We start from the raw sequence: 21,037 nt of genomic DNA, 5'->3' as shown, positions 1-21,037 counted from the left end.
TTAAATTAAACTTAGATTGGGAGTCGAAAGTTTTAATGAAAAAATTAAGTGCAAAATACGAAACGGTTCCAGTAGTTTTCTGGAGTTTGATAAGTACAATATTGCCATACCTATTTAGTTTTTTAAAAATTTCTATTGTATGGCGTGTTGGATTAGTATTTATGATTATTAATGTAATAATCAGCTACCATGTAGGAAAAATTATCAAGCAAAATCAGCTGAGCCGACTATGGCTATTGATTTTACCATCTATTTTTTGTGTAGCAATTTTGTTTAAGTTTGCAAACTACAATCTTTTATTCGGACTTGTGTACTTAATTTTTGAAATATTTGGTTATATGAGTAAGCAGATGTACCGTTAGGAAGGGATGGTTTTATGTCAAAGTATATTGAAATGACACATGATCAGGTGATTGATACTTGCAGAAAGTATATGGATGAGTCGCAATTAGCTTTTGTAGAAAAAGCCTATGAATACGCAAATAATGCTCATAGTGGACAAACGCGTGCATCCGGTCAACCATATATTATCCATCCAACTCAAGTTGCAGGAACACTTGCTAATTTAGGTCTTGATCCAGATACGATTGCAGCTGGTTTTTTGCATGATACTGTAGAAGATACGCCTGTAACTAATGATGACATTAAGAAGGAATTTGGTGAAGATGTCGCTTTCATTGTCGATGGTGTTACTAAGCTTAATAAATATCAATATAAGTCTCATCAAGAATTTTTAGCGGAAAACCATCGTAAAATGCTGATTGCAATGGCTAAAGATCTTAGAGTAATCATGGTTAAATTAGCCGATCGGTTGCACAATATGCATACTTTGCAACACCTTCGTCCTGATAAACAGCGACGTATTTCCTCTGAGACCATGGATATTTATGCTCCACTTGCAGATAGATTGGGTATCGGAACTATTAAATGGGAACTTGAAGATATGAGTTTTCATTATCTTAATCCTGAAGCTTACTATAGAATCGTTAGTCTGATGGATGTTAAACGTAGTCAGCGTGAGAGCTATATTTCTGATGCAATCTCTGTTATGAAAAATACATTGGATGGTCTAGGAATTAAGTATGAAATTTACGGTCGTCCTAAGCATATTTATTCTATTTATAAAAAAATGGTTAATAAGCATAAAGACTTTGATGAAATTTATGACTTGTTGGCTGTTAGAGTAATTGTTAAAACAGTTAGAGATTGTTATGCAGTTCTTGGTGCGGTTCATACTGAATGGAAGCCAATGCCCGGTCGATTCAAGGATTATATTGCAGTTCCTAAAGTTAATGGCTATCAATCACTTCATACTACAATTATTGGCCCTGGTGGCAAGCCTCTTGAAATTCAAATTAGAACCGAACAAATGCATGAAGTTGCTGAATACGGTGTGGCGGCTCACTGGGCATATAAGCGCGGAAACTTTGAAGGAGTTAAAGAGTCCACTTCTGGTGAAAAACTTGACATGGTTCGTGAAATTTTAGAACTCAAAGACGAGACTAAAGACGCTGGCGAATTTATGAAAAGTGTCAAAAGCGACATTTTTTCAGATAGAGTTTATGTGTTTACCCCACGTGGAGAAGTTTATGAGTTGCCAAAGGGGTCAGTAACTTTAGATTTTGCTTATGCAATTCATACTCAAGTTGGTACTCATGCAGTTGGTGCTAAGGTTAATAATAAATTAGTTCCACTTGACTATAAGCTTAAAAATGGTGATGTCATTGAGATTATGACACAAACTAATGCAGCACCAAGTCGGGATTGGGTAGATATTGTTAAGACAAGTCGAGCTCGCAATAAAGTTAAGCGCTATTTTAAAGAACAAGATCGTGAAGAAAGTATTCACCGAGGCCAACAAGAATTAGCAGAAATGCTTAAAGAACATAATTTATCCTCAAAAGAATACATGGATAAAGACCATATTGAAAAATTGGTCGAACACTTTAATTATCATAATGCTGATGAATTATTTGCAACAATTGGTTTTGGAGATCAATCGGTTATAAGCGTATTTAACCAATTAACAATTGATTTGCGTCGTAAAGATGAAGAAGAAAAGCAGAAAAAATTAGAAGAAAAAATTCTTAATTCAGGTCAACAAGCTGCTAATGATACTATTAAGCAATCAAAAAGTTCTTCTGCAATGAAAGTTAAACACCGTGATGGAGTTATGATTCAGGGTGTAAGTGACTTGATGCTTCATTTGGCTAAATGTTGTAATCCCGTTCCAGGTGATAAAATTATCGGTTATGTAACTAAGGGACGTGGTGTTACAATTCATAGACAAGATTGTCGCAATATTACTAAAGAAGCTGAAGAACAAGGTCGTTTAATTGATGTTGAGTGGGAAAATGTTGAAGAAAATAATCAATCATTTAATGCAAATCTAGAAATTTTTGGTTATAATCGTTCTAATTTATTAAGTGAAGTGATTAATAAGCTTAACTCCTTGACTAGCAATATTAATAATATTTCTGGAAAAGTTAATGAAGAAAATATTGCTCATATGTATGTAACAGTTGCTGTAAAAAATTCTCAGCAACTCGATGGTATTTTGAGTAAACTACGTGACATCCCTGATGTTTATGAAACAAAGAGGTCAGATAATTAATGCGAGTTGTAATTCAAAGAGTAAATAAGGCGCAAGTTGATATCGATGGTGAAACTGTCGGAAAAATTAAGCGTGGATTTTTATTATTAGTTGGAATTGCTGAGGGTGACGAACTTCCAGTAATTAAAAAAGCTGCTGATAAAATTGCTAAAATGCGAATTTTTGAAGATGAAGAGGGTAAAACTAACTTGTCTTTAAAAGATGTTAATGGTGAAATTCTTAGTGTAAGTCAGTTTACGCTTTTAGCTGATACTAAAAAAGGAAATCGACCTAGTTTTGTTCATGCAATGCGCCCACCAAAATCAAAAGAGTTATGGGAAGATTTTAACCAAGAGTTGATAGATAAAGGCTTTCATGTTGAAACAGGTCATTTTGGTGCAGATATGCAAGTTAGTCTTGAAAATGATGGCCCATTTACAATTGTTCTAGATTTGTAAAATAATGCGCTTTCATAGGTTGACTTTATTCTATTAAAAATATAAGCTAGAAAAAGAATTATCGATGACAAAGATTGAAGATTAGCAATTATTCATTTTCAGAGACTGCTTGTTTGGTGAAAGAGCAGATGAATAGCTAACTGTGACCCCTTTAACAGATAATAGTTCGTGTCGCGAGCGTTAATCGTAGCAAGCAAAAGGTGGTACCGTGCTAATCTTAAGCGCCCTTGATTTAATTCAAGGGCGCTTTTTATTTGTTAATTAAAAAAAGGATTGATTAAATGAGAGTTCAAAAACCTAAAGGAACCGTTGACATTTTGCCAGGGGATTCAGGCTCATGGGAAAAAGTAGAACAAATTGCAAGAGACTTTTTCAAGCGTGCAAATTATCGTGAAATCCGTACGCCAAGTTTTGAAAATTATGAAGTATTTTCTCGTTCTAGTGGTGAAACTTCTGATGTTGTTGAAAAAGAAATGTATGATTTCAATGACAAAGGTGGTCGTCATATTGCTCTTCGTCCAGAAGGTACAGCAGGTGTAGTACGTGCTTATGTTGAAAATAAGCTTTATGGTCCAGACGTAGTTAAGCCATTCAATGTTTACTATATTGATAATACTTTTAGATATGAACGCCCTCAAGCAGGTCGTCAACGTGAATTCCACCAAATTGGTGTTGAAAGTTTTGGTTCAAATAGTGTGTTTGCTGATGTTGAAACCATTATGATGGGACATGATTTACTGGCTGAACTTGGAGTTAAAAACTATGAATTGCATATTAATTCCTTAGGGAACGCTCAAGTAAGACAAGACTATCATGATGCTTTAGTAAATTACTTTACTCCAGTAAAAGATGAATTATCTGAGGATTCTCAACGCCGTCTTGAAAAGAATCCGCTCCGTATTTTAGATTCAAAAGCTGAAGAAGATAAAAAGTTTTTGCCGGATGCTCCGAAAATTGTTGATTATCTTGATGAAGAATCTAGAAATAATTTTAATACCATTACTGAAATGCTTGATCAACTTGGTATTAATTATGTTTTAGATGATGATTTAGTTCGCGGTCTTGATTACTATACCGGAATTATATTTGAGTTTATGGTAGAAGATAAAAATTTATGGGAATCTGCAACAACTATTCTTGGTGGTGGACGTTATAATCACTTAGTAGAAGAATTTGACGGTCCACAAACTCCAGCTGTTGGTTTTGGTATTGGTGAAGAACGTTTGATGCTTGTTTTGAAGCAGCAAAATCCAAGTCTTTTCCAAGATAGTGGTATTGATTTCTTTATCACTAATATTGGTGAAGGAACTGGTATGAAGGCTGTTGAGATTGCTAGAAGTTTGCGTAAGCAAGGATTTAAAGCTCAATACGACGTTGACCAAAAGAAGTTAAAGGCCCAATTTAGAAAAGCTGATCGAGTTCATGCCAAGTATGTAATTACTTTGGGAGCTAAAGAACTAGAAAATGGCGTTTTAAATATTAAGCGTTTAGCAGATGGTAAAACAATCGATTTAAGCTTAGAAGACTTAAATGATATGCAAACTATTATGAAAAAGTTAGAGGACTAATTATGATGGAAATGGATAAAAGAACTGATTACAGTGGAAATATTACTGCAAAATATCTTGATCAAGAAGTAACTTTGTATGGTTGGGTACAACGGGTACGTAATTTAGGAAACTTAGTGTTTATTGATTTACGCGACCGTGAAGGAGTCGTACAAGTTGTTGTTAATAAGGATTCTGGTAAGGAATTAATGGAAATTGCTGATTCACTTGGCAGTGAAGATGTAATTGAAGTTAAGGGTAAGGTTGTTAAGCGTTCAAGCGTTAACCCTGATATGAAGACTGGGGAAGTTGAAGTTGATGCAAATTCAATTGAAGTTTTAAACAAGTCTCAAGTTCCACCATTTGAAATTAAAGATGATGTTGAAATTGGTGAACAAACTCGTTTGAAGTATCGTTACCTTGACTTGCGTCGTCCAACTTTGCAAAATGCAATTATCTTACGTTCTAAAATTTTACGTGCAATTCACGAATACTTTGATGAAAATGGCTTTATCAATATTGAAACTCCAATTTTAGGTAAGTCTAGTCCAGAAGGGGCACGTGATTACTTAGTTCCTTCAAGAATTTATCCAGGAAGTTTCTATGCACTTCCTCAATCTCCTCAATTGTTCAAGCAACTTTTGATGGCTGCAGGATTTGATAAGTATTACCAAATTGCACGCTGCTTCCGTGATGAAGACCTTAGAGGAGATCGTCAACCAGAATTTACTCAAATTGATATGGAAGCTTCTTTTGTTGATGAAAAGGGCATTCAAGACTACACTGAAGGTCTTCTTAAAAAAGTTATGAAAGACGTTATGGGAATTGATCTTAAGACTCCAATTCGCCGTATTACTTGGGATGAAGCAATGAACAAGTATGGTAGTGATAAGCCAGATACTCGTTATGAAATGTTCTTACATGATTTGAGTCCAATTTTTAAGGATAGCGACTTTAAGGTATTTTCAGGTGCAATTGCTGATGGTGGTTTTGTTAAAGGTATTGCTGTTAAAGGCGGTGCTGAAAAGTACTCAAGAAAACATATTGAACAAAAGCAAGACTACATTAAACGTTATCATGCTAAAGGTTTGGCATGGGTTAAATTTGAAAATGGAGAATTTTCAGGTCCTGTAGCTAAATTCTTGACTGATGAAAATAAACAAGCCTTAATTAAGGAATTTGACCTTGAAGGTGGAGAACTTGTGATAATGGTTGCTGATAAGTGGAAAGTTGTTACTGATTCACTTGACCATCTTCGTCGTGAATTTGCTAAAGAAACAGGTATTATTCCTAAGGATGTTTATGATTTTGTCTGGGTAGTAGATTGGCCATTATTTGAATATGATGAAGGTTGGGGTCGCTGGATTGCTGCTCACCACCCATTTACAATGCCAGATGACAAGGGTATTGAATTACTTGATACTGATCCACACAAGGCTCATGCACGTAGTTACGATATCGTTATGAACGGGGATGAACTTGGTGGTGGTTCAATCCGTATTCACAAGCGTTCAATTCAAGAAAAGATGTTTAAGGCTCTTGGTTTCACTAAGAAACGTGCTTATGAACAATTTGGTTACTTGATGGATGCTTTAGATATGGGATTCCCACCAGAAGCAGGTCTTGCAATTGGTCTTGATCGCTTTGCTATGATGCTTGCTCAAAAAGACAATATCCGTGATGTTTTAGCATTTCCTAAGAATGCTTCTGCTTCAGAACCAATGATGCATGCTCCAGCTCCAGTTGCTGATCAACAATTAGCTGATCTTGGAATTGAAGTTGAAGACCAATACGCAGATAGTGTAAAAGAAACTGAAGCTCGTCTTGAAAAAGAAGCAAAAGAAGATGCTGATAAAAATTCAACTTGGGATGAGTAATTGTTTTAAGTAATAAAAATAGGCAAAGTACAACAGTGAATGCCTCATAATCATTAGATTTATGTTCAACAATTATGAGGTACTTCACAGCAGGCTTTGCCTATTTTTTGTGGACTTTAAACTTTATTAATGAATCTGTTAACGTTTTGTAATTTCATAAGTCTTAAAATCTGCTATAGTTATTCCTTGGATATATTAGACAAAAATAATTTAAGTAAAGATACATTTTTTTATTAAGAGGGATTTAATTGTTAAAGAAGAGAAAATTATTAGGTATTTTAGCATGTGCTAGTGTCCTTTCAACTGCAAGCATTAGTATTGTTGAAGGAACAAATAATACTAAAGTAGTTCAAGCAGCAAAGAAATCAGTTAATTCACGTTCATATGGGGTGGATGTTTCTGTTTATCAATCAAGCAGCTTGAAAGCACATGCTAATGCTGGTTCACAATTTGCAATTGTAAAAGTGAGTGAAGGTACTAGTTACCGCAATCCTAAAGCAAGTGCGCAAATTTCAAGTGCAAAAGCTAATAATATGTTACCAATGGCATACCACTTTGCCTTATTTGGTGCAAATTCTGGGGCTGCAGTTGCAGAAGCCAACTATGCAATTTCAAGTGCAAAAGCTATGGGTCTTCCTAAGGGTTCTTATATAGCTTGTGATTGGGAAACTGGTGATGGTAATAATGTAAATGGCGGTCGTGATGCAAGTGCTAATGCAATTATTGCGTTTATGAATCGAGTAAAATCTGCAGGTTACAAGCCACTTTTATACTCAGGAGCTTCACTTCTTAATAACAATATCAACACAAGCAAAGTAACTGCAAAATATCCTAATTCATTATGGGTAGCCAGTTATGCAACTATGGGTAGAATTGATAAACCTGATTTTTCTTATTTTCCATCAATGAATGGAGTTGCTATTTGGCAATTCACAGACAATTGGCGAGGATTAAGTGTTGATGGTAATATTAGTCTTTTGCCTTTATCTTATGGAAATGGTGCCTCAAGTCAGGCTCCAAAGGCTAAATCAATTAAAAATAAAAAGACTGTCATGCATACAGCCCATGTTTATAATAAACAGGGAAAAAAGACAGGTAAAACTATTAAAGCCTATAAAAGAGTAACGGTTCTTGGTGGAGTTGTAACTATAAATAATAAAAAGTTTTACCAGATTGGTAGCGATAAATATATTAAGCTTGCCAATGTTGATGGTACTCCACGTACTTTAAAACATACTTCATATGTTTATAAAAATAATGGTAAAAAGGTTAAACATATGAAGCTTAAAAAAGGTGCTAAGGTAGCCACTTACGGTACCAAAAAAATAAAAAACAAAAAGTTTTATAAGATTAATAAGAATCGTTATGTAAAGGTTAAGAATTTTAAATAAAAAATGGTTGAACCACTTGGTTCAACCATTTTTTATAATTAAATATTTTTGACGTATTTTTCAATACGTTTCAAAGCTTCCTTAAGTTGCTCAGTTGAAGAAGCATAGGATAGTCGAATATAGCCTTCGCCACCCTTACCGAAGTAACGTCCGGGAGTAACTCCCACTTTTGCTTTAGTGGCAAGTTCATTGGCAAAAGCTTCATCATCTTGTCCAAACTCGTCTGGAATTTTGGCAAAAATATAAAATGCACCTTGTGGAGTAGACATTTCAAAGCCTAACTTTTCAAGACCTGACTTCATAAATTTAAGACGATCTTCATAAATTTTACGAGCTTTAAGAGGGTCATCTTGACCATTATTAAGAGCTTCAATTGCAGCTGCTTGAACATTATCAGTAACAGAAGTTACTAAAAACGCATTGATTTTACGAATACTGGTCATGATTTGACTTGGCGCAGCAATATATCCTAATCTCCAACCAGTCATTGCATAAGCTTTAGATAAGCCTGAAATCAAAATATTTCTTTCTGGAATATATTCTGAAAGAGAGTGATGAACATTACCATCATAAACTAATTCACCATAAATTTCATCTGTAATTGAAAATAATTGATACTTTTTAATAATTTCTGCTAATTTTTGAAGAGTATCTGCTGGGTAAACTCGCCCTGTAGGATTAGAGGGGTCGGTTAAGATAATTGCTTTAGCGCCTTTACCTTCCTCATTTAATACTTCTTCTAAATGTTCAGGAGTTAAAATAAAACCATCTTTTGAAGTGTCGACTTGAACAGGAATTGCACCAGTCAATTTAATAAGTTGGAAATATAATGCCCAAACTGGAGTAGGGACTAAAATCTTATCTCCAGGATTTAAAATTGACATGAATACATCATTTAGAGCGCCTGTTGCCCCAACTGTCACACAAATTTCAGTATTTGGATCATAGTTTAAATTCAGGCTACGTTTGAGGTAGGCGCTGATTGCATCCAAAAGTTCCGGCTTTCCTGCTTGAGGAGCATAGTGAGAGTCGTTGGCATTAATATCATTAATCGCGGCTTGTTTTACATGCTCCGGTGTATTTAAATCAGGTTCACCAATGGTCAACTTGATAATACCCGGTATTTGAGAAGCTTTTTCGTCAAAAGCACGAATTCTAGACGGGGTTAATGAATTTAACCGAGTGTTTAATGTCATTGATAAATCATCAGCTAATTTTGGCATACTAAATTTTCCTTTCTATTCGGTAAATCTATTTTAAATTATTAAGAAGCTTGAAACAATAACTTTTTAGATAATTTTGCTATTATTGAAGTAAAACAAGTAGAAAGGATGTTTAAAAATGTTTGATAAAGAAAAACGTTTAAAAGAACTTACTAAACAGCAATATGATGTGACCCAAAAAGCTGAAACAGAATACCCCTTCACTGGTAAATATGATGACTTTTATGAGAAGGGGATTTATGTAGATATTGTTTCAGGTGAGCCTTTGTTTTCTAGTGAAGATAAGTATGATGCAGGTTGTGGGTGGCCAAGTTTTACTAGACCAATTAAAAAACTTGCTTACCATCGTGATCAATCTTATGGTATGGAGCGAACTGAAGTTAAAAGTCCAATTGCTGATTCTCATTTAGGACATGTCTTTACTGATGGTCCACTTGATACAGGAGGACTCAGATATTGTATTAATTCAGCCGCTCTTAGATTTGTTCCATATGATAAATTGGATAAGGAAGGCTATAGTGAATATAAAAAATTATTTGAATAAATTTAGTGACTTTTTTAAATAATTGCTTCTTAATCTTTTCAGAGCCTTTTGTTGATGATAAAATAAAAAACGTCAATTAAATAGAAAACGAGAAGGTAAATGAAAAGATTTAAAAATAGCATTTATGTAGGTTTACCGATTTTCTTGATTTTTGCTGTTTCGATTGTTCTGCATGCTTCATGGGTAGAACAATTTGACAGTTTCTTCCAAGGATTGGTAAGAAGTGTTTCAGGTCTTCAAAACTTAATGCTAAAAATAACTGTGCTTGCAGCTCCAAAGCTAGATTTAGTATGGATGCTTTTAATAGCTGTTATTTTATGGCTTAAGAAAAGACGTCCTTTGGCGATTAGTCTTGTGGTAACTTTGGTAAGTGCAGATGCAGTAGGATTCATTGTAAAGCATATAGTTCAACGAGCACGTCCAGTACAACATTTAGCAATTGATGATGGTTTTAGTTTTCCAAGTGGACATACTTTAGGTATGGGAATCATTGTTATTTGGATAATTATGGTTATGCTTCCTAGAGTAATGGAAAATAAAACTCATAGAATATGGATTGATACTCTATTAATTATTTGGTTAATAATTGTGATGTGTTCACGTATTTATGTATTTGCACATTATCCTTCTGATGTTTGTGGATCAGTTGCACTTGCTTTAACTTGGGTAGGAGCAGTTGAACTAATTATTTATCCAATTCTTAATAGATATTGGCGATTAGATTATAAATAAAAAGTAAAAGGTAATTATTTGATATTATCCTAATTGAAATGGGTAGTTCAATAATTGCCTTTTTTATATATTAAAAAGTATGCGTACTATGCATACTAGTATTAATTTTTGGTAATTTTAAAAAAGCTTTTATCTTAATATACTATATTTAACAAATTTGAAATTAAATAATTAATTAAAGGAGAAAAAATATGGTTTATTCAGAATTAAAAAATAAAGTTGCTGTTGTAACCGGTGGTTCAAAAGGAATCGGAACTGCTATCAGTCAAAGATTCGGTAAGGAAGGCATGAAGGTTGTCATCAACTATCACTCCGATGAAAAGGGTGCTCAAGAAGCTGCTGACAGTGTTAAGAAAAATGGTGGCGACGCAGTTATTGTACAAGCTGACATTGGTTCTGAAGAAGGCGCACAAAAGCTAATTGATGCAGCAGTTGAAAACTTTGGCGGTTTAGACATCTGGGTCAACAATGCCGGAATGGAAAATCAAGTAGCTACTAAGGACATGACACTTGAAGAATGGAATAAAGTTATCAATGTCAATTTAACAGGTGTGTTCTTAGGAACCAAGATGGCATTGCGCTACTTTACTGATAATAATAAAAAAGGCAACATCATCAACATGTCCAGTGTCCATGAACAAATCCCATGGCCAACATTTGCACACTATGCTGCAAGTAAAGGTGGGGTGAAGCTCTTTACAGAAACAGTTGCCATGGAATATGCTAAGCAGAATATCCGAGTAAATGCAATTGGACCAGGTGCAATCAATACTCCAATCAATGCAAAGAAATTTGCAGATCCAAAGCAATTAGAAACCACAACATCAATGATTCCAATGGGCAGAATTGGGAAGCCAGAAGAAGTAGCAGCAGCTGCGGCATGGCTTGCAAGTGATGAATCAAGCTATGTAACCGGAATTACGATGTTTGTAGATGGAGGTATGACTCTTTATCCATCATTCCAAGGTGGTCGTGGATAAAAAAATCGCGCATTAGCGCGATTTTTTCATAATTAGACTATAGGAGAATCGCATGAACATTTAACAATGTGATAGGGGCAAGTTATGAATAAAAAAGTGGTAGATCTATTAACTAGATTTGAAAATAGTCAATTTATTAAAGTGTTAAATTGGTCAATGATGGTCCTTTTTCCAGTTGCATTATTGGGAAGTTTTGCTTGGATTTTAAATATGGTGATTCTTAATCCTAACGGTTTTATTGGTAATATGATAAATATAAATCATTGGCTGGATAATTTATGGTTTATTAGAACTGTAATTGGTGACATTGAACGTGCAACAATGAGATTGTTGGCCCTTTATGCTGCTGTTATTAGTGCTAGTGTAAGTGCGAAAATATACCGTAGTCCTAGTCTTTTAGCAGAAGTTATTGCTGTTGTAAGTTATGTATTAATTTTCTTTCATACTGTAAGAAACAGAAGAATGATAGTTGATACAAGTTATTACACTAGTAACTGGTTTATTATTGGTATTCTTGTTGGATATGTAACTGGTTTGATTTTTGCAAAACTAGGCAAGGCAAATTTATCTGAAAGATCCGATATATTAGAAAATTGGAAACCGTTTTCACTTATGATTGGGCTAGCCTTTATTTTACATATTCTATATGCAATTTTTAGAACTTATTCATTAGATACTGTCTTTTTTGAAGGAGCGACAGCTTTTTCTAATCGTCATAGTAATTATTGGCTATCTTTAATTATCTCAATTATTTCTACTTTTAGTTTATGGATTGGTTATGCAGGTACACTTAATTTTAGTACCAACATATTTAGTAATGAATCTTTAGCTAATTTAAATTATGTTTTAAACCATAAAAGTGGTCAGGTACCATATCCTTTTACTCCAAATAGTTTGAATAATGGTTTTGCACAAGTGGGCGGTTCAGGAATATTGCTAGGATTGATTATTGCAATTTTATTAATTAGCACCAATAAACGTACTATAAAAGTTGCTAATTGGAGTATTATGCCCGTATTCTTTGGGGCAAATATGCCTTTGATTTTGGGCTTGCCTTTAATCCTTAATCCTATTTATTTTATTCCATTCTTATTAACTCCAATTATAAATTTAACTATTTCAGGAATTTTAATGGCTTTAAAACTTATTCCAGTAATTGTATATCCTGTTTTGGAAGGAACCCCTGGAATATTGGTGCCGTTTGTAGGTAGCGGAGGTAATATAACTATGCTTGTATATTCGCTATTTTTATTAATCTTGGATATATTAATTTATCTTCCATTTGTAAAATTGGCCAACCAAGTAGCTAAAATCAATAAAGAGGTGACAGATGATGAGAGAAAATAAAATTCGTTATTTGCTTATCATTATGATTTTTGCTGCGATAATTTTGTTAGCAATCCCGACAGGGATTTGGTCAAAGAAAAATGTTCAAGATTTACAAAAACGGCATGATTCCCGATTAACTCCTATTATTATGATTCCAGGTTCCAGTGCTAGTGTTAATCGATTTGATGCTTTGGTCAGAACGATTAATGAACGTACTCAAACTAATCATAGTTTATTAAAGGTTAAAGTAATGAATGATGGCACTATCCAATATAGTGGTGCTGTTAAGTCAGGAGATTTAGAACCTTTTATTGTAGTTGGTTTTGAAAATAATAGAGATGGCTATAATAATATAAGAAGTCAAGCTAAAATGTTTAATCGTGCTTTCAGACAGTTAAAGTTACGTTATGATTTTAATAACTTTAGAGGTATTGGCCATTCTAATGGCGGTCTTATTTATACAGCTTTTTTAGAAAATTATTATAAAAATGATAATGTAAAAATTACGCGCTTAATGACTATTGGTAGTCCATATAATTTTGCAGAAACTCGAAATCGTCCCACCCAAATGTTACAAGACTTTATCAAAAATCGAAAAAATTTACCTGAAAACCTAATTATGTATTCTGTTGCCGGTACTCAAAATTATGTGGCAGATGGTTTAGTTCCAGTTAGTAGTGTAGAAGCTGGAAAATTTATCTATCAAGGGCAGGTTAAGCACTATACCCAAATTACTGTGACAGGTAGATTAGCCCAGCATTCAGCCCTTCCACAAAATACTGAAGTATTAAGTTTGATTGAAAGATATATTTTGAAATAGTATTCATTACATTAACCCGTTCTTTGCTAAAAACTTATAAAAAATTATTATTGCATTTTTAGAGTCGATGAATATAATTCGTCGGCTTTTTTTGCATTCTCTGAAATTTGATGAATAATTGGAGCAACTTGAGTTTTATCAGATTTGAGATAAGTAGCATAAATATTTAGACTAGCTTCTGGATTTGTTATAGGAATAATTTTTCTTTTAGTATTTTTAAAGAAACAAGGAGAATTTAAGCTTAAATTTGTTGCAAATAATGGGAAGTTTGAATATTGAATTAGTTCGTTAAATGATTCTAAGCTATTTTGATAAATAAATTTTGCATGTAAGATATTTTGTTCAATAATAGTTTTCCATGGGCCTAAATTACTAAGAACTATAAATTCATTACTAGAAAGATCTTGAAAAGTAACTGTATTATTCCCATATAACGAATTATAGGGAGTAAGCATTACAGAAAGTGACTCTTTTATAATAAATTTTGATTCAATATTAGTTGTTTGAATTTCTTGATTTGAAAAAATAACACTGTATTCATGAGAAAGTAAATTTTGTTGGATATTATTAGGAGAGATTAACTTTTTTTCTAAATTAATGTTAGATGAATTCAGCAATATTATTGGCGCAGGTAAACTAGTAGCTACTGTCAAAGTGTTTTCTTTTTGATAATAATTTTTAACTAATTGTGGAAACTGTTTTTCGGCAGTTAGTATTTTTTTAGCTTCTAAAACTGCATATTTACCAGCAGAAGTAAGAGTTAAACGTTGTGGATTATGAGTAAAAAGGGGAGTATCAAGTTGGTTTTCAAGCTTTTTAAGCCCGCGACTAACACTTGCAGCACTGATATGCAATTTTTTGCTGGCTGCAGATAATGAGCCACTTTCCGCAAAAGTAACTAAGTATTGTAAAAGGTAATTTTCAATCATTTTGTTTTCCTTTCTAGATTACGTCATACGTAATCTAGCATATAAATTAAGTAATTTTCAAGTTGGAGCAATAATAATAAACTTATAAACGAAAGTTGAAAAATAAGATGAAAGGAAGAAAAAACGTGGAAATAACAGAGAAGAAAACAAAGTTTGGTATAATTTTGCCAATTGTATTAATAAGCTACTTTTTAATTCTATTAAATAATTCACTGGTATTTACCAGTACAGTTCAAATTAGTCAAGAATTGCATATGAGCAATGTAATGGTTTCATGGGTAAGTAATGCTTATGCTTTGACTTTTGGAGGATTTTTATCACTTGGTGCAAGATTAGGTGATATGCTTGGTAGACGTAAAGTTTTACTTATTGGATTAATTGTTTTTACTGTTGCATCTTTATTGGTAGGAATTTCACTTAATTCAGGGATGTTAATAGCAATGAGAGCCTTGCAAGGTGTAGGTGGCGCATTTTTAGCTCCAGCAACTTTAGCTTTATTAATGGATTATTATCAAGGAAAACAATTAACCCAAGCTATTGCATATTATGGTGCAACTGCTGGAATTGGTAGTAGTTTAGGATTAATTGTTGGTGGTATTATTTCAAGTTATTCAACTTGGAGAAACGGTTTTTATTTAGATATGATTATGGGATTTATCTTAATTTTCATGTCACTTAAATATGTTCACCCAACTCAAGAACTTGATACTGATAGTAAAATTGACTGGTGGGGTGCAATTACTTCAGTAATTGGTTTTAGTAGCTTAGTTTATAGTATTAATGCTACTAGCTTTAGAACTACTGCAATTATTTTAACAATTGTATCTTTAGTCGCATTTGTTTTAATTGAACGTAAAGTTGAAAATCCATTGATGCCATTAGTAATTTTTAAAGATAATCAAAGAGCAAGTGCTTTGGTTGCTAGATTCTTTATGTTAGGAATTAGTATGTCATACTTCTTCTTAATGCCTCAAGCTATGCAAAAGGTATTTGGAATGACACCACTTATAGCAGCTATTGGATTTTTACCATTAACAGTAGTACAATTTATTATTTCACTTTTTGTTGCAAAACTTACTTTTAAATATTCTAATGCTTTAGTACTCTTTGTTGGTGCAATTTTAGACACAGCTGGTCTTATTTTAGGTGCGATTTTAGGAATTGGCTCAGGATATGTTATTGGAGTTGCTATTCCAATGGTTTTGATTGGATTAGGACAAGGTCTGTTAATGTCACCAATGACAGTCGCGGGTGTAGCTGGTGTTGATGATGATATTGCAGGGGCTGCTTCTGGAGTTGTAAATACAGTTCACCAAATTGGTGGTGCAGTAGGATTATCTATTGTTTCAGGATTAGTAGCATCCATATCTGCACCTGCATTAAGTATTGATCGAGCACAGTTTTGGATGGTTATTTTAGCTATTCCAATGATTTTAGCGGCAATCAATATATTCCACGGACCACATGAATAATGAGAAAAATGGGTTTAACCCATTTTTTATTTTGGGGAAATTTTTTATACGCTTAGTGCATACTAGCATAAAAAAGTAGTAATTTTTTTATAGCGAAGAAGCTTATATACTAAGTTCATCAAGTAAAAGAAGTTGAAAGATTTTAAGAGGTAGAAAAATGAATGTATTATTAGCACTTCTTCCAGCAATTGGATGGGGAATAATTCCTTTAATTGTAAGAAAAGTAAAAAATAGTCAGCCAGCAAATCAAATTCTAGGAGTAGGAATTGGTGCAACTTTGGTTGGAATTATCGTAACTATTCTGCAACATCCAGCAATGGATTCAAGAATATTTATTTTATCGTTGATTTCTGGGGCATTTTGGACGATTGGACAAATTGGTCAATTTATCTCATTTACTAGAATCGGCGTAAGCAAAACCATGCCAATATCTACTGGTTTTCAATTAGTTGGTAATACAATCATTGGAGCAATAATATTTGGTGAATGGAAAGGTATTAATCAGTATGTGCTTGGTATTTTGGCTTTAATTTTGATTATTGTGGGAGTTGCTTTAACTGCAGTAAGTAAAAATTCTGATACTGAAAAAATAACTCCACGAGATTTATTGTTCCTATTGTTTACATCAGTTGGTTATTGGATCTATTCTGCATTTCCAAAAGCGGTCACTGCAAGTGCTCAAAGTTTGTTCTTGCCACAAATGATTGGTATTTTAATTGGAGCAGTCTTATATATTATATGTTCTAAACAAACTAAAACATTTACTCAAAGAGCAAGTTGGCTGGATGTTTTAGCAGGATTAGCCTTTGGAATCGGTGCCTATACTTATATTATTTCTGCTCAAGCTAACGGTGTTACAAGTGCATTTATTTATAGTCAATTGAGTGTAATTATTTCAACTGTTGGTGGAATGACAATCTTAGGTGAATATAAACATGGAAAAGAATTAGTATCTACTTTAATCGGGTTAGTACTTATTGTGATTGGAGCTGTAATTTAGAAAGGATGAGTTTTATAAAAATTTGGAAAAAATTAAGTTTAATTGTCGGACTGGTTTTAATAGTTGGAATTATAACTGCTTGTTCTAATTCGAAAACCAAAACTACAAGTTCTACAACTAATTCAAGCAGGACTGAAAAAATGAGCAAATCTAATAATAAAACTTTGATTTTGTACTTTTCTTTAACTGGTACAACTAAAGAAGCAGCGGAATATATCAAAAAAGAAACTGGAGCTGATATGCTTCGCTTAGAGCCGGAAAAACCTTACGGTGATTATGATAGTGCAGCCAGAAGAGGGGATCGTGAACGTCGTAACAATATTCATCCAGCACTTAAAACTAATATCCCTAATTTAAATAAATATCAAATTATCCTTATTGGTTATCCAACTTGGTGGCAAAGACCACCAATGCTTATTGAAACTCTATTTGATAAATATGATTTCAAGGGGAAAACAGTAATTCCATTTACTACAAGTATGAGTACACCAATTGGTCCATCTGAAAAGTATATTCGTCGTATGGCGCAAAATGATGGTGCTACTTTTAAAAATGGTATTCGCTATGATAACAATAAAAGGGAGGTACGTTCATGGCTCAATAATCTTGGACTACTAAAGTAGGTGATTAAAAGTAGGTGATTAGATGAAGAAAAAGAAATGGATGATTGTAATGGTAGCAGCTTTTTCTGCTTTAATTGCAGGATGTGTTAATCAATCTAATTCTTCAAAAACAGATGCAATGTCTAATTCAAGCAAGCAAAGTAAAAGTGAAGTTTTATCTTATCGTACTACATACAATAGTAAGAAGGTAACAAAGCAAGCGATTGTCTACTTACCAAAAAATTATAAGAAAAATCAGAAACATAATATTTTGTACTTACTTCATGGATCCACTGAGGTTAATAATGGACGATCACTTTTATACAAGGAAGGAAATTTTAAACAAACTTTTGATAAGCTAAGTGATCAAGGAAAGCTAAAAAATACAATTGTAGTTTTTCCTACATATTATCCAACTGAAAAGCAAGTTTCATCAAATTATTATAGTGATGATCCATTAAATAGGAGATTTGCAAAAAATGAACTAGTTCAGGATTTAATTCCAGCAGTAGAAAAGAAATATAAAACTTATACTACAAATACTTCTAAATCTGCTTTGAGAAAATCACGTGCACATAGAGCATTTGGAGGATTTTCAATGGGATCGATCACAACATGGTATGTATTTCAATATGATTTGCCATATTTTAAATACTTTGTACCAATGGCGGGTGATTCATGGACTGTAGCTTCTGATGGTGGTGCAAGTGAACCTGCTAAGACAGCGCAAGTTTTAGCACAAGAAGCAAAGAAATACCCAAAATTATCTTTTAAGATTTTAGCTGGTGTCGGTCAAGATGATGGAACCAAGTCCTCAATGAGTCCACAAATTAACGCAATGAAAAAATTACCACAATTTAAAAATAAAATTGAATATTATGAACAAATTGGTGGTAATCATGATGCTCCAACAATGGCAAAAATTATTCAATATTATGGAAGTAAATTGTTTAAGTAATAAAAACGATCAGTATTGATCGTTTTTTTGTGTTTATTAAATATTAAAAGTAGAATAATTAGTAAAGATACTTTAATTAGGAGTAATTATGTTTAATCAAATCAAATATTTTATTGCAGTGGTTAAAAACAAAAACTTTACCAAAGCGGCTGAAGAATGTAATATTTCTCAACCTGCTATTTCTCAGCAAATTAAAGAGTTAGAAGCAATGCTTGGAACTCAACTTTTAGAAAGAAAGGGACGAAGTTTCACTTTAACTAAAGCTGGAAAATATTTTTATAATCATAGTCAAGATGTTTTAAATAACGTAGAAATATTGATTGAAGAAACTCAAAAAATAGGTAATCAAAAAATTGAACCGTATGTTTTACATGCAGGTTATTTACGTAATTTTGGTACCAGGGAATTCTTAAAGGCAGTTGAAGAATTCTCAAAAGAATATCCAGATATTAAGTTGAATATTACAAATGGTAGTCACGAAAAATTGTATCTTGCCCTTGAAGATAATAAGCTGGATATTGCATTGAATGATTTAAGGCGTGCGCCATCTGAAAAATATATAAATAAATTTTTAATTACAAGTGGCTTTGAAGTTGTAGTTAATAAGAAGCTGGTAGATTTTAATCAAACAAAAATACAAATGAAGGATTTAGTAGATTTACCTTGTATTTTAGTAGTGAGTCCAAGTGAACAAGCTGATGAAGAATATTATTATCGTGATATTTTGGGAGTTGGAGGGGATTTTTTAATTACTAATACTTATGAACAGGCGTTTTTAATGGTTACTTTATGTCAAGGTTATCTAGTAATAAATAATCGCACTAAAGATCAAATACCTCATAATTCTGAGGTGATTAGTTTACCGCTTTATAATGGTGGAGAAAAAATGGAGCAGAAATATTATGCTTTTTGGAAAGCTGATAATTCTGGTTATTATGTTGAGAGTTTTTTTGATATTTTGAAAAAGCAGTTTGAATAAGTTATTAATAAGTTTTACTTATAAAAAAGCCTAAGATTTTAAAATTGTTCTTAGGCTTTTTTTGATTAGAATAATAAATGAATTAAGAAATTTATGAGGTGAAAAATATTCTAATCATTGGTGCCACTGGTACTTTAGGTAAAGCGGCTACACAAGCAATTTTAGAAAACACAAACGATTATTTAACTTTATTCTCTCGTTCAGCTAATCGGATTAATATAGCTGATTCAAATAGAGAAAAAGTAATTGCAGGAGACGTTACAAATCAAGCAGATCTTGATAAAGCTTTAAAAGGTCAAGATGCTGTATTTGTTGCATTAAGTGGTAATTTGGGACATTTTGCTAAATCTATTGTAGAGGCAATGGATCGTAATAATGTAAAGCGTTTAATTTTTATTACTTCAATGGGAATTTACAATGAAATTCCAGCTAATGTTGGTGCAAGTGGTAATTTAAGAAGTAATCCAGTTTTACAGACATATCGTGATGCAGCAGATATCGTTGAAGCTTCTGATTTAGATTATACAATTGTCCGTCCTGGCTGGTTTACTTCAGGACCCATTAATTATGAAATTACTAGAAAAGGTGAACCATTTGGTGGACATGACGTTTCAGTTGCTTCTATTGCTGATTTAGTTCAAAAGTTAGTAGACGACAACTTATATGCGCGTGAAAGTATTGGAATTAATACTCCAGAATAGGACATTTTGAAAAGAGGAAAAATTATAAATGAAAAAAGAAGTAGTGGTATTGTTTGGAAGTGGATCTATTGGTGAAGCGATTGTTAGAAGAGTAGCCAGTGGTAAAAAACTATTACTTGCAGATTATAATGAAGACAATTTAAATACTGTTCAAAAAAGATTGCGAGAAGCTGGTTTTGATGTAGAAACAATCAAAGCAGACTTATCTTCTCGTGACTCAATTAAAACTGTTGTAAAAAAAGCACAAGAATTAGGTGAGATTAAGCATTTAGTTAATGCAGCTGGAGTATCTCCTTCTCAAACTACACCAGAGCAAGTATTAAAAGTTGATTTGTATGGAACTTCTGTATTGCTTGAAGAATTTGGAAAAGTAATGACTGAGGGAGGTAGTGGAATTATTATTTCTTCTCAGTCTGGTCATCGCTTGCCAGAACTTGGTGAAGAAACAAATAAAAAGCTTGCAATGACTCCAACTGAAGAATTGCTTAATTTAGATATTTTGCAACCAGATGTTATTACTGATTCTCTTTATGCTTATCAATATGCAAAGCGGGAAAATGTATTACGTGTTGCAAGTGAATCAGTTAATTGGCAAAAACGTGGGGCAAGAATAAATGCAATTTCTCCAGGAATTGTAATGACACCACTGGCACTTGATGAATTAAATGGCCCTCGTGGAGCTGGATATAAGAAGATGTTTGACTCTATGGTTACTAAACGTCCTGCCACTCCTGATGAAATTGCCGGGGTAGCAGAATATTTAATGAGTGAGCAAGCTTCTTTTATTACTGGTGCAGATTTTCTAATTGATGGCGGTGTTACTGCGCAATATTGGTATGGAGATGTGAATGAAGTTAGAAATTAATAAAAAATAACAAAAATCAGGACATCTGTCCTGATTT

Annotated in this window: 20 protein-coding genes; 18 read left to right on the top strand and 2 right to left on the bottom strand. The window is 33.1% G+C overall.

All coding sequences use genetic code 11. The features are described from left to right. Positions 1 to 35 precede the first annotated feature (35 nt). The 6 genes from FOD82_RS04920 to FOD82_RS04895 all read left to right on the top strand — a co-directional run bounded on the left by FOD82_RS04920 (position 36) and on the right by FOD82_RS04895 (position 7,866). Positions 36 to 362, top strand: coding sequence for a hypothetical protein (locus FOD82_RS04920; protein WP_144355366.1), 327 nt, complete (start codon positions 36 to 38; stop codon positions 360 to 362). A gap of 14 nt (positions 363 to 376) precedes the next feature. Then, entirely contained in the window at positions 377 to 2,614 is a 2,238-nt protein-coding gene (locus FOD82_RS04915) for a bifunctional (p)ppGpp synthetase/guanosine-3',5'-bis(diphosphate) 3'-pyrophosphohydrolase (RefSeq protein WP_144355365.1), read from the top strand. Beyond that, positions 2,614 to 3,051: a D-aminoacyl-tRNA deacylase gene (gene dtd, locus FOD82_RS04910; RefSeq protein ID WP_144355364.1), complete on the top strand. Its 438-nt coding sequence runs from the start codon at positions 2,614 to 2,616 to the stop codon at positions 3,049 to 3,051. The genes FOD82_RS04915 and dtd overlap by 1 nt, the downstream gene beginning before the upstream one ends. 281 nt (positions 3,052 to 3,332) lie before the next feature. Further along, positions 3,333 to 4,619, top strand: coding sequence for a histidine--tRNA ligase (gene hisS, locus FOD82_RS04905; RefSeq protein ID WP_144355363.1), 1,287 nt, complete (start codon positions 3,333 to 3,335; stop codon positions 4,617 to 4,619). A gap of 2 nt (positions 4,620 to 4,621) precedes the next feature. Then, positions 4,622 to 6,475, top strand: coding sequence for an aspartate--tRNA ligase (gene aspS / locus FOD82_RS04900; RefSeq protein ID WP_186277713.1), 1,854 nt, complete (start codon positions 4,622 to 4,624; stop codon positions 6,473 to 6,475). A gap of 248 nt (positions 6,476 to 6,723) precedes the next feature. Then, positions 6,724 to 7,866, top strand: coding sequence for a GH25 family lysozyme (locus tag FOD82_RS04895; RefSeq protein WP_144355362.1), 1,143 nt, complete (start codon positions 6,724 to 6,726; stop codon positions 7,864 to 7,866). Positions 7,867 to 7,904: 38 nt separating this feature from the next. Here FOD82_RS04895 and FOD82_RS04890 read toward each other — a convergent pair whose 3' ends face one another. After that, entirely contained in the window at positions 7,905 to 9,089 is a 1,185-nt protein-coding gene (locus FOD82_RS04890) for an aminotransferase class I/II-fold pyridoxal phosphate-dependent enzyme (protein ID WP_144355361.1), read from the bottom strand. A 118-nt stretch (positions 9,090 to 9,207) separates the two neighbouring features. Here FOD82_RS04890 and msrB point away from each other — a divergent pair, with 118 nt between their 5' ends. The 5 genes from msrB (at position 9,208) to FOD82_RS04865 (ending at position 13,494) form a co-directional block, all read left to right on the top strand. Beyond that, positions 9,208 to 9,633: a peptide-methionine (R)-S-oxide reductase MsrB gene (gene msrB, locus FOD82_RS04885; protein WP_144355360.1), complete on the top strand. Its 426-nt coding sequence runs from the start codon at positions 9,208 to 9,210 to the stop codon at positions 9,631 to 9,633. A gap of 99 nt (positions 9,634 to 9,732) precedes the next feature. Beyond that, a complete protein-coding gene (locus tag FOD82_RS04880) occupies positions 9,733 to 10,365 on the top strand; it encodes a phosphatase PAP2 family protein (protein ID WP_144355359.1) in 633 nt (210 codons plus the stop codon). 191 nt (positions 10,366 to 10,556) lie between these two features. Then, positions 10,557 to 11,345, top strand: coding sequence for a glucose-1-dehydrogenase (locus tag FOD82_RS04875; RefSeq protein WP_144355358.1), 789 nt, complete (start codon positions 10,557 to 10,559; stop codon positions 11,343 to 11,345). Between the two features lie 84 nt (positions 11,346 to 11,429). After that, positions 11,430 to 12,692 (top strand): PTS transporter subunit EIIC, encoded by a 1,263-nt coding sequence (locus FOD82_RS04870; protein WP_144355357.1) that lies wholly within the window; start codon positions 11,430 to 11,432, stop codon positions 12,690 to 12,692. Then, complete coding sequence (locus FOD82_RS04865) at positions 12,679 to 13,494, top strand: alpha/beta hydrolase (protein ID WP_144356023.1); 816 nt, start codon at positions 12,679 to 12,681, stop codon at positions 13,492 to 13,494. The genes FOD82_RS04870 and FOD82_RS04865 overlap by 14 nt, the downstream gene beginning before the upstream one ends. Before the next feature lie 47 nt (positions 13,495 to 13,541). Here the strand turns inward: FOD82_RS04865 and FOD82_RS04860 are convergent, their stop codons facing one another. Continuing rightward, positions 13,542 to 14,423 (bottom strand): LysR family transcriptional regulator, encoded by an 882-nt coding sequence (locus FOD82_RS04860; RefSeq protein ID WP_144355356.1) that lies wholly within the window; start codon positions 14,421 to 14,423, stop codon positions 13,542 to 13,544. A gap of 125 nt (positions 14,424 to 14,548) precedes the next feature. Here FOD82_RS04860 and FOD82_RS04855 point away from each other — a divergent pair, with 125 nt between their 5' ends. The 7 genes from FOD82_RS04855 to FOD82_RS04825 all read left to right on the top strand — a co-directional run bounded on the left by FOD82_RS04855 (position 14,549) and on the right by FOD82_RS04825 (position 21,000). After that, positions 14,549 to 15,895, top strand: coding sequence for an MFS transporter (locus FOD82_RS04855; RefSeq protein ID WP_242450199.1), 1,347 nt, complete (start codon positions 14,549 to 14,551; stop codon positions 15,893 to 15,895). A gap of 157 nt (positions 15,896 to 16,052) precedes the next feature. Further along, on the top strand, positions 16,053 to 16,895 hold the full coding sequence (locus FOD82_RS04850) for a GRP family sugar transporter (protein ID WP_144355354.1): 843 nt from the start codon (positions 16,053 to 16,055) through the stop codon (positions 16,893 to 16,895). Between the two features lie 140 nt (positions 16,896 to 17,035). Next, positions 17,036 to 17,518 carry a flavodoxin gene (locus tag FOD82_RS04845; RefSeq protein WP_242450198.1) on the top strand — a complete coding sequence of 161 codons (483 nt, stop codon included), beginning with the start codon at positions 17,036 to 17,038 and terminating at the stop codon, positions 17,516 to 17,518. Positions 17,519 to 17,540: 22 nt separating this feature from the next. Further along, positions 17,541 to 18,455 carry an alpha/beta hydrolase-fold protein gene (locus tag FOD82_RS04840; protein WP_144355353.1) on the top strand — a complete coding sequence of 305 codons (915 nt, stop codon included), beginning with the start codon at positions 17,541 to 17,543 and terminating at the stop codon, positions 18,453 to 18,455. An 88-nt stretch (positions 18,456 to 18,543) separates the two neighbouring features. Beyond that, on the top strand, positions 18,544 to 19,434 hold the full coding sequence (locus FOD82_RS04835) for a LysR family transcriptional regulator (RefSeq protein ID WP_144355352.1): 891 nt from the start codon (positions 18,544 to 18,546) through the stop codon (positions 19,432 to 19,434). A gap of 98 nt (positions 19,435 to 19,532) precedes the next feature. Beyond that, positions 19,533 to 20,135 (top strand): NAD(P)H-binding protein, encoded by a 603-nt coding sequence (locus FOD82_RS04830; protein WP_144355351.1) that lies wholly within the window; start codon positions 19,533 to 19,535, stop codon positions 20,133 to 20,135. A gap of 28 nt (positions 20,136 to 20,163) precedes the next feature. Then, positions 20,164 to 21,000, top strand: coding sequence for an SDR family oxidoreductase (locus FOD82_RS04825; protein ID WP_144355350.1), 837 nt, complete (start codon positions 20,164 to 20,166; stop codon positions 20,998 to 21,000). Positions 21,001 to 21,037: the final 37 nt, after the last annotated feature.

This window comes from Lactobacillus sp. LL6, from assembly GCF_007570935.1.
GTDB lineage: Bacteria > Bacillota > Bacilli > Lactobacillales > Lactobacillaceae > Lactobacillus.
This window is presented reverse-complemented; position numbering and strand designations above follow the sequence as displayed.